The organism is Streptomyces sp. NPDC057854, assembly GCF_042797055.1.
Classification (GTDB): domain Bacteria; phylum Actinomycetota; class Actinomycetes; order Streptomycetales; family Streptomycetaceae; genus Streptomyces.
Window position 1 is genome coordinate 89,331 of sequence record NZ_JBHVMF010000022.1, and the last position, 12,822, is coordinate 102,152.

13 protein-coding genes and 1 pseudogene are annotated in these 12,822 nt (G+C 74.8%); 7 read left to right on the forward strand and 7 right to left on the reverse strand.

Annotated elements, in window-relative coordinates:
- Nucleotides 1-11 precede the first annotated feature (11 nt).
- Nucleotides 12-383, reverse strand: a complete 372-nt coding sequence (gene trxA / locus ACFVQZ_RS27925; protein ID WP_383627170.1) for a thioredoxin — start codon at nt 381-383, stop codon at nt 12-14.
- Nucleotides 384-494: 111 nt separating this feature from the next.
- Between trxA and ACFVQZ_RS27930 the strand changes: the two genes are divergently transcribed.
- Nucleotides 495-1,952: a dihydrolipoyl dehydrogenase family protein gene (locus tag ACFVQZ_RS27930; RefSeq protein WP_383627172.1), complete on the forward strand. Its 1,458-nt coding sequence runs from the start codon at nt 495-497 to the stop codon at nt 1,950-1,952.
- A 29-nt stretch (nt 1,953-1,981) separates the two neighbouring features.
- The gene (locus tag ACFVQZ_RS27935) at nt 1,982-2,773 is read left to right on the forward strand and encodes a 3'-5' exonuclease (RefSeq protein WP_383627175.1); all 792 of its coding nucleotides are present in this window, start codon (nt 1,982-1,984) and stop codon (nt 2,771-2,773) included.
- 11 nt (nt 2,774-2,784) lie between these two features.
- Here ACFVQZ_RS27935 and ACFVQZ_RS27940 read toward each other — a convergent pair whose 3' ends face one another.
- Nucleotides 2,785-3,390, reverse strand: coding sequence for a TetR/AcrR family transcriptional regulator (locus ACFVQZ_RS27940; RefSeq protein ID WP_383627266.1), 606 nt, complete (start codon nt 3,388-3,390; stop codon nt 2,785-2,787).
- Nucleotides 3,391-3,598: 208 nt separating this feature from the next.
- Here ACFVQZ_RS27940 and ACFVQZ_RS27945 point away from each other — a divergent pair, with 208 nt between their 5' ends.
- Nucleotides 3,599-5,002 (forward strand): purine-cytosine permease family protein, encoded by a 1,404-nt coding sequence (locus ACFVQZ_RS27945; RefSeq protein ID WP_383627178.1) that lies wholly within the window; start codon nt 3,599-3,601, stop codon nt 5,000-5,002.
- A gap of 45 nt (nt 5,003-5,047) precedes the next feature.
- Nucleotides 5,048-6,709 (forward strand): amidohydrolase, encoded by a 1,662-nt coding sequence (locus tag ACFVQZ_RS27950; RefSeq protein ID WP_383627181.1) that lies wholly within the window; start codon nt 5,048-5,050, stop codon nt 6,707-6,709.
- Nucleotides 6,710-6,746: 37 nt separating this feature from the next.
- On the opposite strand, the gene ACFVQZ_RS27955 is transcribed toward ACFVQZ_RS27950, so the two are convergent.
- The 4 genes from ACFVQZ_RS27955 to ACFVQZ_RS27970 form a co-directional block, all read right to left on the reverse strand.
- On the reverse strand, nt 6,747-7,691 hold the full coding sequence (locus ACFVQZ_RS27955; RefSeq protein WP_383627184.1) for a F510_1955 family glycosylhydrolase: 945 nt from the start codon (nt 7,689-7,691) through the stop codon (nt 6,747-6,749).
- Between the two features lie 171 nt (nt 7,692-7,862).
- Complete coding sequence (locus ACFVQZ_RS27960) at nt 7,863-8,495, reverse strand: DUF305 domain-containing protein (RefSeq protein ID WP_383627187.1); 633 nt, start codon at nt 8,493-8,495, stop codon at nt 7,863-7,865.
- 98 nt (nt 8,496-8,593) lie between these two features.
- Complete coding sequence (locus ACFVQZ_RS27965; RefSeq protein WP_383627190.1) at nt 8,594-9,034, reverse strand: DUF6153 family protein; 441 nt, start codon at nt 9,032-9,034, stop codon at nt 8,594-8,596.
- A gap of 54 nt (nt 9,035-9,088) precedes the next feature.
- Nucleotides 9,089-9,433: a tetratricopeptide repeat protein gene (locus ACFVQZ_RS27970; RefSeq protein WP_383627193.1), complete on the reverse strand. Its 345-nt coding sequence runs from the start codon at nt 9,431-9,433 to the stop codon at nt 9,089-9,091.
- Nucleotides 9,434-9,569: 136 nt separating this feature from the next.
- Here ACFVQZ_RS27970 and ACFVQZ_RS27975 point away from each other — a divergent pair, with 136 nt between their 5' ends.
- Nucleotides 9,570-10,535, forward strand: coding sequence for a pirin family protein (locus ACFVQZ_RS27975; protein WP_383627196.1), 966 nt, complete (start codon nt 9,570-9,572; stop codon nt 10,533-10,535).
- 129 nt (nt 10,536-10,664) lie between these two features.
- On the opposite strand, the pseudogene ACFVQZ_RS27980 reads toward ACFVQZ_RS27975, so the two are convergent.
- A pseudogene (locus ACFVQZ_RS27980) lies at nt 10,665-11,249 on the reverse strand (enolase C-terminal domain-like protein); the annotation flags it as partial.
- On the opposite strand from ACFVQZ_RS27980, the gene ACFVQZ_RS27985 reads away from it, so the two are divergent.
- A complete protein-coding gene (locus tag ACFVQZ_RS27985) occupies nt 11,152-11,460 on the forward strand; it encodes a hypothetical protein (protein WP_383627199.1) in 309 nt (102 codons plus the stop codon). The pseudogene ACFVQZ_RS27980 and the gene ACFVQZ_RS27985 sit on opposite strands and share 98 nt — an antisense overlap.
- A 54-nt stretch (nt 11,461-11,514) precedes the next feature.
- Nucleotides 11,515-12,213, forward strand: a complete 699-nt coding sequence (locus ACFVQZ_RS27990; protein ID WP_383627202.1) for a hypothetical protein — start codon at nt 11,515-11,517, stop codon at nt 12,211-12,213.
- Nucleotides 12,214-12,822 lie beyond the last annotated feature (609 nt).

Genomic DNA, 12,822 nt, shown 5'->3' on the forward strand with positions numbered 1-12,822 from the left:
CCGTGTTCGCGTCACTGCGACGAGGACTGCTGCGCGGCGACGGCCTTGCGGACCTCGTCCATGTCGAGGTTCCGCGCCTGGCCGATGACGTCCTCCAGCGCGGCCTCCGGCAGCGCGCCCGGCTGCGCGAAGACGGCCACGTTGTCGCGGACGATCATCAGCGTCGGGATCGACCGGATCTCGAACGCGGCGGCCAGCTCCTGCTGCGCCTCGGTGTCGACCTTGGCGAAGACCAGGTCCTGGTGGCGCTCGGACGCCGCCTCGTAGACCGGGCCGAACTGACGGCACGGACCGCACCAGGAAGCCCAGAAGTCGATCAGGACGAAGTCGTTCCCGCTCACGACCTCGTCGAAGTTGTCCTTGGTGAGCTCGATGGTGCTCATGCTGCCGCCTCTCCGTCTCCGGTGGTGTCCTCGCGGTCCCCTCGGGACTCGCACCGCACAACGGACCAGCGCGCCGTGCTATTCCGGCCCCTACCCACCAGACTGTTCCCCATGACGCGAACGGTGGAGAACGAGCACGAGTACGACGTGGTGGTCCTCGGCGCGGGACCGGTCGGCGAGAACGTCGTCGACCGGGTGCGCGCCGCCGGCCTCACCGCCGCGATCGTGGAGGCCGAACTGCTCGGCGGAGAATGCTCCTACTGGGCCTGCATGCCCAGCAAGGCGCTGCTCCGCCCGGTCCTCGCCCGCTCCGACGCCCGCAAGGTCCCCGGCCTGCGCGAGGCCGTCCACGGGCCGCTGGACGCCCTCGACGTCTTCGCCCACCGGGACGAGACCGTCGGGCACTGGAAGGACGACGGGCAGCTCGACTGGCTGGACTCGATCGGTGTACGCGTCTACCGCGGCCACGGGCGCGTGCAGGGCCCCCGCCGCGTCGCCGTCGACGGCCCCGAGGGCGAGCACCACGTCCTGACCGCCCGGCACGCCGTCGCGGTCTGCACCGGCAGCCGCGCCGTCCTGCCCCCGCTGCCCGGCCTCGCCGGCGCCCGCCCCTGGACCAGCCGCGAGGCGACCAGCGCCGACCGGGTCCCGGGGCGCCTGGTCGTCGTCGGCGGCGGCGTCGTCGGCGTCGAGATGGCCACCGCCTGGCACGCCCTCGGCTCCCACGTGACCATGCTGGTACGCGGCGACGGCCTGCTGCCGCGCATGGAGCCGTTCGTCGGCGAGCGCGTCGCCGAGGCGCTGCGGGCGCGCGGCGCCGACGTGCGCACCGGAGCCTCCGTGGAGGCGGTCGTCCGCGACGGCGGCGCCGGTCCCGTCACGGTCGTCCTGGAGGGCGGCGACACGGTCGAGGGCGACGAGGTCCTCTTCGCCACCGGGCGCGCGCCGCGCACGGACGACATCGGGCTGGAGACCGTCGGCCTGGAACCCGGCTCCTGGCTCGACGTCGACGACAGCCTCCGCGTCACCGGCACCGACTGGCTCTACGCCGTCGGGGACGTCAACCACCGCGCGCTCCTGACCCACCAGGGCAAGTACCAGGCGCGGATCGCGGGCGCCGCGATCGCCGCGCGCGCGAGCGGCGACCGGGCCGAGGACCCCGCGCCGTGGGGCCCGCACGCGGCCACCGCCGACCACGCCGCCGTCCCGCAGGTGGTCTTCTGCGACCCGGAGGCCGCCGCCGTCGGCCTCAGCCTCGCCGAGGCCGAACGCGCGGGGCACCGCGTCCGCGCCGTGGACGTCGACATGCGCTCGGTCGCCGGCGCCGGCCTCTACGCCCAGGGCTACAGCGGCGCGGCCCGGCTCGTCGTGGACCTCGAACGCGAGGTCCTGCTCGGCGCCACCTTCGTCGGCCCGGCGGTCGGCGAACTCCTCCACGCCGCCACCGTCGCCGTCACCGCCGAGGTCCCCGTCTCCCGCCTGTGGCACGCCGTCCCCTCGTACCCCACGATCAGCGAGGTGTGGCTGCGGCTCCTGGAGGCGTACCGGGACGGCACCGGCCCCGCGTGACCGGTGAGCCCGCGATCCCCGCAGGCCCTGTGAGCCCCGAGGAGCGCGCCAACGCGTACGACGCGGAGTGCGCGCGCTGCGGCGGGCCGGTGCCGGCGGGCGGCGGTGTGCTCCGGCACGGCGCCCGGGGCTGGGAGGTGTTCCACCGCGCCCACGCGCCCGTGCCCGGTCCGCCGCCGCCCGGCGACCACCAGGGCTGGCACCGGCGGACGCTGCTCGCCCTGGACATCGCCGCCACAGGGAACCGCCCGGAACGGGACCGGATCACGGCGGCGGCCGTCCGGGGGACCGGCGGCGAGGCGCGGGACTGGGCCGTGGAACCCGGGTCCGGACCGGCCGCCCGCGCCCTGGCCGCCGGTGCCCTGGACGAGCTCGCCGCGCTGGTCGCCGGCCACCTCGCGCGCCGTGAACTGCTCGTCGTGTGGTACGCCCCGTACGTCCTGACGACGCTCCACGCGGAACTCCTCCGCCACGGCCTCGCCCCGCTCGCCGACCGCCTCCCGGACGGCGTCGTCGCCCCGGTCTGCGACCCGCTGGTCCTCGACCGGCACGCCGACCGCTACCGGCCCGGCGGGCGGTCGCTGCCCGCGGTCGCGGCCTGGTACGGCGTCCCGCACGAGCACCCGGGCGATCCGGCCTCGGACGCGCGGGCGGCGCTGGGCGTGGCGGCGGCGGTGGCCGCGGCGTACCCGGCGGTGGCGCGGCTCTCGCGGCCCGCGCTCCACACCGAGCAGGTGCTCTGGTACGCCGAGCAGACGGAGCGTCACCCCGACGCCCCCGCCTGGCCGTTCGAGCCGGCGGTCACCCCCGCCGAAGGCTGACCGGGAGCGCTTCACGCCCGCGGGACGAGGAGCGCCGCCGCGGCGCGGGCGGCCTCCAGGGCCGGGCGCGCGTCGGGGCCGGAGTCCTGGCCGAGGACGACCCGGGTGCTCAATCCGTCGAGGAGGGCGAGGAGTTCGGAGGCGCGGGCGGGCGCGTCGAGCGGCGCGAACCGGCCCCGGGCCGCGCCGGCCACGAGCAGCGACTCCAGGTCGCGCTGCCAGTCGGCGTCCAGTTCCCGCTGGGCGTCCTGGAGTTCGGTGTTCCCGGGGGTCCTCGCCCAGAGTTCGATCCACAGCGTCCAGCGCGGGTCCCGGGGGCCGCGGGGAAGATACAGCCGGAGGAAGTCGTCCAGCTTGCGCTCGGCGGCGGTCCTGCGGGCCAGCAGGGTCCGGCGCTCCTCCGCGAGCGCGGCCTCGCTCCAGCGCAGCGCGGCGAGCAGCAGCCGGTCCTTGGAGCCGAAGTAGTACAGGATGTGGCCGCCGCTGGTGCCGAGCCGTTCGGCCAGCGCCGACATCGTGAGGGAGGCGAGGCCGTCCTCGGCGATCGCCGCCATGGCCTCCTCCAGCATCCGTTCCTGCGTGACGTGCCCGTCGCGCCGCCGTGCCGCCCCTGCCACCGTCGCCAGCCCCGTTCCCTCGCCCGGCCCGTTCTCGTACGCCCCCGACCTTAACCGGACGGCGCCGGGGTCTTGACGTGGCCGGATCCCGTCACCCATCTTGAATGCCATTCAAGAACTTAGAACGTCATTCAAGGTGCCGCTCAGGTCACCGTCCACGCGCGCGTCCGTCGCGAGGCAGGCATGCGAAGAAGAAGAGGAGCGAGGGGTGCTCGAACACGAGACGGCGCCGAGGACCGCCACCCGGGACGAGGTCTTCCAGGTCGAGACGCACGGCATCGACCCCATCCCCGACGAGGAGCGCCACGGCAGCGCCAAGGACGTCTTCTGGGTCTGGTTCGGCTCGAACCTCACCTTCACCTACGTCATCAACGGCGCTCTCGCCGTCGCCTTCGGCCTGTCCTTCTGGCAGGCCACCGCCGTCGTCGTGCTCGGCGGCCTGTCCTTCGCCGCCATCGGCGCCGCCGGCCTCGGCGGCGTCCGCACCGGCACGGCCACCCTGGTGCTCTCCCGCGCCGCCTTCGGCCCCCGCGGCAACCGTCCCGCCGGCGCGCTCAACTGGGTCGTCAGCATCGGCTACACCATCGTCAACACCGTGGTCGGCACCCTCGCCCTCGAAGCGTTCCTGGCCGCCCTCGGCTGGACCGGCGGAGCCGCGCCCCGCGCCCTGGCCCTCACCGTCACCCTCGCCCTGACCTTCGCGATCTCCTTCTGGGGGCACGCCACCGTCCAGTTCGCCGAGCGCTGGATGGCGTACGTGCTCGCCGCCGGCTTCGGCGTCCTCGTCGTCCTCCTGGTGCCCGGCGCCGACACCTCCGCCCCCGCCGGCGGGCCCGGCGCGGCCGGCTGGAGCCTCGCCTTCGTCGTGATGCTCGCCGGCCCGTTCTCGTACCTCCCGATGCCCGCCGACTACACCCGCTACCTGCCCCGCACCACCAGCCTGCGCGCCGTCACCGTCAGCGGCGCCCTCGGCGGCTTCCTGTCCTCCGTCGCCCTCGGCGTCGCGGGCGTCGCCGCCGCCACGCGGACGGACATGACCGACGCGGTCGCCGGTGCCGAGAGCCTGCTGCCCGGCTGGTTCCGGCCCGTCTTCCTCGCCCTCGTCCTCGGCGGCTCCGTCACCAACTCCGTCCTCACCCTCTACTCCTCCGGCCTCAACCTCCAGGTGCTCGGCATCCCCTGGAGCCGCGCCCGCGCCCTCGCCGTCAGCGCCGCCGTCACCGCCGCCGGTTCCCTCGGCGCCCTCTTCCTCACCGACTTCACCACCTCCCTCCTCTCCTTCCTCTCCCTCCTGATCATCGTCTTCGCCCCCTGGGGCGGCGTCTTCCTCGCCGACATGGTGCTGCGCCGCTGCCGGTACGACGCCGACGCCCTGCACCGCACCGGCCCCGGCGGCACCTACTGGTACCGCGCCGGCTGGCACCCGGCCGGTGCCGCCGCCCTCCTCGCCGGCGGCCTCTTCGCCGCCCTCACCTGCGACTCCGCGCTCTGGACCGGCCCCCTCGTCGCCCCGCTCGGCGGCGCCGACCTCACCCTGCTCGGTGCACCCGTCGCCGCGCTCGTGTACGTGCTCCTGGCCCGCCGCACGGCCACCCCGCACCCGGCCGCCTGACCACCGCCACCCTCCCCCTCCCGTACGACAAGGAACACACCCCGCATGAACGGCACCGCCCCCGCCCCCGCCGACCTGCTCCTCACCGGCGCCCGCGTCCACACCGTCGACCCCGACCTGCCCGAGGCGGAGGCGATGGCCGTACGGGACGGGCGGATCGTCTGGCTCGGCGCCGACGCCGACGCGGCGGCCTGGACCGGACCCGGCACCCGGGTCCTCGACGCCGGCGGACGGCTCGTCCTGCCCGGCTTCGTCGACGCCCACAACCACGTCCGGCTCGGCTCCGACGACGCCTGCGTCCAGCTCGCCGGCGCCCGCACCCTCGACGAGATCCACGCGCGCGTGCGGACCTGGCACGCCGCCCACCCCGACGCCGCCTGGATCGAGGCCGAGGCGTTCGACTACTCCGCGATCCCCGGCGGCCGCATGCCCACCGCCGCCGACCTCGACCCCGCCACCGGCGACACCCCCGCGCTCGTCCTCAGCTACGATGTGCACACCGCCTGGCTCAACACCGCCGCCCTCCGCGCCCTCGGCGTCGACCGCGACCACACCGACCTGCCCTTCGGCCGCGCGGTCACCGACCCCGCCACCGGCGAACCCACCGGATTCGTCAAGGACTTCGCCGTCAAGGGCCTCTCCCGCGACGGCCACCGCGCCCTGCGCGCCCTCGGCGTGCCCTGGGCCTCGCCCGACCGCCAGTACGGCCGCCTCGCCAAGAGCCTGGACGACGCCATCCGCTTCGGCATCACCACCGTCGTCGAACCCCAGAACTCCCTCGACGACCTCGCCCTCTTCACGCGCGCGCGTGCCGAGGGCCGGCTCCGTTCCCGGATCGTCGCCGCCCTCTTCCACCCGCGCGGCACCACCGACGCCGACCTCGACGCCTTCGCGGACGCGGCCCGGACCCACGCCGACGACCGCTTCCGCGTCGGCCCGCTGAAGCTGTACATCGACGACGTCGTCGAACCCCGCACCGCCGCCCTGCTGGAGCCGTACGCGGGCTGCGCCCACCACCGGGGCGAGACCTTCTACCCGCCCGAGGAGTTCGCCGGCCTGCTCGCCCGCCTGGACGCGCGCGGCTTCCAGTGCTTCGTGCACGCCACCGGCGACCGGGGCATCCGGACCGTCCTCGACGCCGTCGCCCACGCCCGCGCCGTCAACGGCCCGCGCGACGCCCGCCACCAGATCGTCCACGTCGAGTGCCTCGACCCCGCCGACACCCCGCGCTTCGCCGAACTCGGCGTCGTCGCCTGCATGCAGCCCCGGCACGCCGCCCCCGACATCGCCGGACCCGGCCAGGACTGGGCCGAGAACATCGGCCCCGACCGCTGGCACAAGGCCTGGCCGCTCCGCGACCTGCGGGACGCCGGCGCGGTGCTCGCCCTCTCCAGCGACTGGAACGTCGCCGAGATGGACCCCATGGTCGGCATCCACGCCGCCGTGACCCGCCGCCCGCTCGCCGGCGGAGAGCCCTGGACGGAGGGCCAGACCCTCACCGTCACCGAGGCCGTCGAGGGCTACACGAGGGGTTCGGCGTACGCCAACTTCCTGGAGCACGAGCGGGGTTCGCTCACCGTCGGCAAGCTCGCCGACTTCGTGGTCCTGTCCCGCGACATCCTGCGGATCCCGCCGGAGGAGATCCCCGGCACGGTCGCGGAGACGGTCGTCGTGGGCGGCGAGGTGGTCGTGCCGGCCGCCGGGTGACCGGACGGGCCGACGGCCGGGAGGTACGGTTCCGCGCTCAGTGGCCGCCGGAGCCGGACGTCACCTCCATGCGGCGGACGAACGAGCGGCCCGCGTCCCCGGACTCGTACACCCCCTCCTGCGTGGCCACGAGCAGGCGTCGCCCGTCGACGGCGGTCAGCGCCTGCGGCCGCCCGCCGGGCACGGTGCCGATGCGGGTCCAGGCGACGCCGCCGTCCCCGGAACGGAAGAGGACCCCGTCCGGGGACACGCCGTAGAGCGCGTCCGCCGCGCCCCAGGACACGTAGGCGAGGACCTGCCCGGCCCCCGGGGCGAAGGTCCTGCCGCCGTCCGTGCTGCGGGCGACGCCGGACTCGGTGGTGGCGAGCACGGTGTCCGGCGCTGCCGGCGAGACGGCGATGTCGAGCGCCCGCAGTGCGGCCCGGTCCTCCCACGTCCTCATGTCCCGGGTGACCCGGAGCCGTCCGTGGGTGCTGTCGTAGCCGTAGACCGGGCCGCCGGGAGGGGCGTCGAGCGCGTGGAAGTCCACCTCGCCGCCGAGGGACTGCTCCGTCCAGGTGCGGCCGGCGTCGGAGGAGGCGAGAAGACCGAGGTCGGCGGGGCCGCCGCTGCCGGGCGCGGGATGGCCGCTGGCGAGGAAGGTGCCGTCCGGGGCGACGGCGAAGCCCATGAAGTCGTCGCGCCGGTCACCGACGAGGACGGGCGCGCCGCCGGGCCCGGGGGAGTGGATCCCCTCGTGGGTGGCGACGTACAGGGTGCCCCGGTGGAGACCGAGTCCGTGGATGTGGGTGAGGGGGGAGGAGGGGGCTGCCGGGTCGGAGTCGGCGGCCGGGTCGGCGCAGGCGGTGAGGACCAGGGCGAGGGAGAGGAAGGCCGCGGCGGGGAGGGCGGCAGCGGGCCGGGGCGCGCGGAAAGCGGACGGGCGTAGGGCGGACAGGCGAAAAGCGGACAGGCGAAAAGCGGGCATGCGGAACGTGGTCATGGTTCTTCCGGGTGACGGGGGGAGAGAGGGCGCGAGGGCCGGGTTCCGGGCCTCGGGGGCCCGCCCCGGGGAGCCGGGGCGGGCCCGTGCCGGCCTGAACCGGCCGGCGAGGCGAGGGCTCAGAGCCGGTTGCCGAGGCGATGGCTCGGAGCAGGTCGCCGAGGGGAGGGCTCAGAGCCGGTCGAGGATCTTCCGCAGTTCGGCGATCTCGGCGGTCTGGGCGCGGACGACCTCGGCGGCGAGGGCCTTCGCCTCGGCGTTGGCGCCGTTCTTCTCCTCGTCCTTCGCCATCTCCACCGCTCCCTCGTGGTGGGCGATCATCAGCTCGGCGAAGGTGCGGTCGAAGTCCTTGCCCTTGGCCGCGGCGAGCTTCTTCATGTCCTGCTCGGACATCATCCCGGCCATGGCGTGGCCCGCCCCGGCGGACTCGGGCTTGCCCCAGCCCTTCAGCCACGCCTTCATCTTCTGGATCTCGGGGTCCTGGGCCTTCTCGACGGCGGCGACGATCTTCTTGATGCCGTCGTCCTCGGCGCGTCCGTCGGCGAGCTTCGCCATCTCCAGGGCCTGCTCGTGGTGGGGGATCATCATCTGCGCGAACATCACGTCCGCGTCGTTGAAGGTCCCCGAGGCGGTGGCCGAGGGCGCGGCGGACGCGGACGCGGACGCGGTGGCGCTGCTTCCGTGGTCCATGCCGCTCATGGCGTCGTCGTCGGCGCCGCCGCAGGCGGCCAGGAGGAGGGCGGCGGCCGTCACGGCGCCGGCGAGGCCGACGGTACGGGTGGTGCGCGTGCGGAAGGTACGCATGGTGATTCCTCGTGTGCTGTACGGGGGCGTTCTGGGTCTCGTACCGGTGGCGCGCGGGCATCGCGGAGCGACCCGCGGCGCGCGGGCGGGGGTACGGCCTAGATCCGCAGGACGGACAGCCGGGCGAGGTCGGGCGGGCGGCGCGGCGGGGCGTGCGGCCCGAGCGCGGGCGTGAGCCGCGCAAGGAGGAGGACGAGCCAGTCGGGGCGGCGGCCGAGGGCGGCCCGGACGAGACCGGCGAGCAGCCAGGCGCCGAGGACGGCCACACAGAGCGTGGTCATGTCCATCCCGGACCCAGGTGCGTGCCCCTCGTCCCGCTCGGCGGCCTCATGGGCGGCGCCGCCGGCGTCCGCGCCCGGCGGCGCGTGCGCCGCGTGCGTCCCGGCGCTGGCCGCCGCCGTGCTCCCGTGCGACGAGGTCCCTTCGGGGTGCCCCGTCGCGTGCATCATGAACACGCCGAGCGCGAGCACGACGACGAGCAGGAGGTGCGCGAGGGCACTTCCCGCTCGTTCGTCGCGGCGCGGCCGGGGTGTGGGCATGATCAGGACCTCCTCCGGGTCCCGACCATACCGTGCCGGGGTATCAGATCCGCGTCAGGACGGCAGCTCGCCGCTCATGGCCGCCGCCATCCGCAGGTGCGGGGCGGCCTCGTCCGCGCGGCCCTGGCGCTCCAGGGTGCGGCCGAGCATCAGCCGCGCGTAGTGCTCCACCGGGTCGCGCTCCAGGATCGCCCGCAGCTCGGTCTCGGCGAGCCGCAGCTGGGCGGAGTGGTAGTAGGCGCGGGCGAGCAGCAGCCGCTGGGCCGTCTGGTCCGGGTGCTCGGCGACGAGGCCGCGCAGGATGCGGACGGCGGTCTGGTACTCCTTCGCGTCGAAGAACAGCTGCGCGCGGCTCCAGCGGTCGGCGGCCGTTCCGAACTCGTAGTACGTGTCGCTCACTTGCTCTCCCTGTTCCGGGGGTCCGGATCTGCCACCCTGGGGGGTGGCACGCCCTCGTCAACACCCGCGAGTAGTTGAACATTCCACCACCACCGGTGTTCCGTTCCTCCCCCCACCCGAGAGGTGTCGATCCCCGATGAGCAACCTCGACCGCCAGGCCGAGCTCGCCGTGTGCGGTGGCCGCGGCTTCGTCGTCGCCGAGCCCGTACGCGAACTCCTCAGCCCCCGCCACGTCCGGCTCGGCGAGTCGACGGAGGTACGGCGGCTGCTGCCGAACCTCGGCCGGCGGATGGTCGGCGCCTGGGTCTTCGTCGACCACTACGGCCCCGACGACATCGCCGACACCCCCGGCATGCAGGTGCCGCCCCACCCCCACATGGGCCTCCAGACGGTGAGCTGGCTGCACGACGGCGAGGTCCTGCACCGGGACTCGACCGGCAGCCTGCAGACGATCCGCCCCCGCGAGCTGGGCCTCATGACCTCGGGCCGCGCGATCTCCCACTCCGAGGAGAGCCCCCGCTCCCACGCCCGCCTCCTGCACGGCGCCCAGCTCTGGGTGGCGCTCCCCGGCGCCCACCGGCACGTGGAGCCGCACTTCCAGCACCACGCCGACCTGCCCCGGGTCACCGCCCCCGGCCTCACCGCCACGGTGATCCTCGGCTCCCTCGACGGCGCGGCCTCCCCGGGGACCACGTACACCCCCCTCGTCGGCGCCGACCTCGCGCTCGCCGCCGGCACCGAGACGGAGCTCCCGCTGGACCCGGACTTCGAGTACGCGGTCCTCGCGATGTCCGGCGAGGCGCACGTCGACGGCGTCCCCGTCCTGCCCGGCTCGATGCTCTACCTGGGCTGCGGCCGCACCTCCCTCCCCCTCCGCGCCGCCTCCGACGCGGGCCTGATGCTCCTCGGCGGCGAACCCTTCGAGGAGGAGATCGTCATGTGGTGGAACTTCGTGGGCCGCACCGACGAGGAGATCCGGCAGGCCCGCGAGGACTGGATGACCGGCGACCGCTTCGGCGAGGTCAAGGGCTACGAGGGCGACCGGCTGCCCGCCCCGGAGGTCCCGGAGATGAGGCTGAAGGCGCGGGGGCGGGTGCGCTGACCCGGGTTCTTCTCTTCTGCGTCGCGACTTCCAGAGTGTGCTCGTGCGCGAGCGGGTCCGGTCAACCCACTTGTGGCGCCAGACCGGGTTGCGCCAGCGGTGGCCGGTCTCGGCGGCGCGTTCCACGGCCTTCTCGTCGACCTCGATGCCCAGGCCGGGTGCGGTGAGGAGGGCGACGCGCCCGTCCTCGTACCGGAAGACCGAGGGGTCCACGAGGTAGTCGAGGAGGTCGGAGCCGGTGTCGTAGTGGATGCCGAGGCTCTGTTCCTGGATGAGGAGGTTCGGGGTGGCGAAGCCGACCTGGAGGCAGGAGGCGAGCGCGATGGGGCCGAGCGGGCAGTGCGGGGCGAGGGAGACGTCGTACGCCTCGGCCATGGCGGCGATCCTGCGGGTCTCGGAGATGCCGCCGGCGTGTGAGAGGTCGGGCTGGGCGACCGCGATGCCCGAGGCCAGGACGGAGGCGAAGTCCCAGCGGGAGTGGAGGCGTTCGCCTGTCGCGATGGGGATCGAGGCGGAGCGGACGATCTGTCCGATGTGCTCGCTGAGCTCGGGGACCAGCGGCTCCTCGACGAAGAAGGGCAGATAGGGCTCCAGGAGCGGCAGCACGCGCCGGGCCATGGGGACGGTGAGCCGGCCGTGGAAGTCGACCGCGATGTCGAAGGAGTCGCCCACCGCCTCCCGGATGCTCGCGACCCGTTCGACGATGCCGTGCACGGCGGCGGGGGTGTCGATGAACTCCAGTTGCGGCACCGGCCAGCAGTACCGCGACGCGATCCGCACCGCCGACGGCCAGGTCGGCCGGATCGTCGCGGCCGTCAGGGCCCGCGCCACGTACGCGGGCGAGAACTGGCTGATCATGGTCGCCACCGACCACGGGCACGTCGACGAGGGCGGCCACGGCGGCAACAACCCGAACGTCCGCTAGTCCTTCGTCATCGCCAACGGCGGTGGGATCGCGGCGGGTTCGGAGCGGCACGACGTGAAGATCGCGGACGTCGCCGCGACCGCGCTGAGGCACACCGGTGTCGCGATCGAGCCGAGCTGGGGTCTGGACGGCGTCCCGATCCAGGACCTCGCCCCCGACGCGTTCGACGGGCTGCGGGGTTCGCTCCGGACCCGGGTCGACGAGACCGGCACCCCCGACCCGATCGCCGCGGACACCGTCGGCTTCACCCACACCCCGCCCGTGGGCTGGAGCATCGACAACTCGGCGATGCCGAGCGGCGGCGTCACCGAGTGGCGTGGCTGGACGTTCTCGACCGACGAGTTCTGGAGCTTCTCCGAGGGCTACCAGGGCCGGGAGTCCAACGTCCGGGCCCGTGACGTCTTCGCCGTGGCCGACTCCGACGAGTGGGCCGACGCGGCCCACGGGACCGGCCAGTTCGACTCCACGCTGGTCGGCCCGGTCCACCAGCTGAACGGCGCGAGCACGGTACGCGTCACGTACGCCAGCCACTACCTGGCGAACGGCCCGCAGACGGGTGACGTGTACGTCTCCTTCGACGGCGGTGCGCCGCAGCTGCTGAAGTCGTACCGGACGGTGAACGTCAACCAGGTCGAGTCGCTGACGGTGAACGTCCCGGCCGGGGCCACCACCGCTCAGCTGAGGTTCCGGTACACCGGCACCGACAGCGCGTTCTGGACGGTCGACCGGGTCAGCCTGGTCCCGCAGTCCTGACCCTTCGGTCCCGACCGCTCCGCCAGGCCCGGCCGCCGTCGCGACGCTTCGCGACGGCGGCCGGGCCGCGTTCCTCTGCGCCCGCACACGGGCCCGCCATCGCCGCGGAGCGGGGCGTGGCCGGCACCTCTCCGCACCGGACGAGCACACGGAAGACACGCAGCTCATCAGCGCCCCGATCGCAGCGACCCTCGCGCCGGCAGGCGGAGGGCCGGCCCCGGCCGGCTGAGCGGTACGCCGCCCTGTGCCTTTCATGCCTCGCGGACCGGGCCGGTGCGCGGAGCCGGACACGGCCTGCCGGTCCCAGGCTCGTCCCCCGGCCCCGTGGCCGGTTGACGGATAGGTGCGGGTGCGGCCCCACTTGTCCTCCCCGCGGGGTCAGGTTCGCCGTCGTACGCAGCCATCCAGATGGATCCAGGGCCCGTCCCAGGGCGCGGGTCAGCCGACGGCGACCGGCTGCCCGCCCCGGAGGTCCCCGAGACGCGGCTGAAGGCGCGGGGCCGGGTGCGCTGACCCGGGTTCCTGGTCGCGGGCGGAGGCGGCGGGGGCGGGCGCGTCCGGCGGGTCCCCGGCGTGCCGGGGGCGCCGCCCGGCGCTCGTCCGCGACCG

Coding starts and splice junctions, on each gene's coding strand:
- trxA (WP_383627170.1), bottom strand. CDS start 383: ATGAGCACCATCGAGCTCACCAAGGACAACTTCGACGAGGTCGTGAGC.
- ACFVQZ_RS27930 (WP_383627172.1), top strand. CDS start 495: ATGACGCGAACGGTGGAGAACGAGCACGAGTACGACGTGGTGGTCCTC.
- ACFVQZ_RS27950 (WP_383627181.1), top strand. CDS start 5,048: ATGAACGGCACCGCCCCCGCCCCCGCCGACCTGCTCCTCACCGGCGCC.
- ACFVQZ_RS27955 (WP_383627184.1), bottom strand. CDS start 7,691: ATGACCACGTTCCGCATGCCCGCTTTTCGCCTGTCCGCTTTTCGCCTG.
- ACFVQZ_RS27960 (WP_383627187.1), bottom strand. CDS start 8,495: ATGCGTACCTTCCGCACGCGCACCACCCGTACCGTCGGCCTCGCCGGC.
- ACFVQZ_RS27965 (WP_383627190.1), bottom strand. CDS start 9,034: ATGCCCACACCCCGGCCGCGCCGCGACGAACGAGCGGGAAGTGCCCTC.
- ACFVQZ_RS27975 (WP_383627196.1), top strand. CDS start 9,570: ATGAGCAACCTCGACCGCCAGGCCGAGCTCGCCGTGTGCGGTGGCCGC.
- ACFVQZ_RS27985 (WP_383627199.1), top strand. CDS start 11,152: ATGGGGACGGTGAGCCGGCCGTGGAAGTCGACCGCGATGTCGAAGGAG.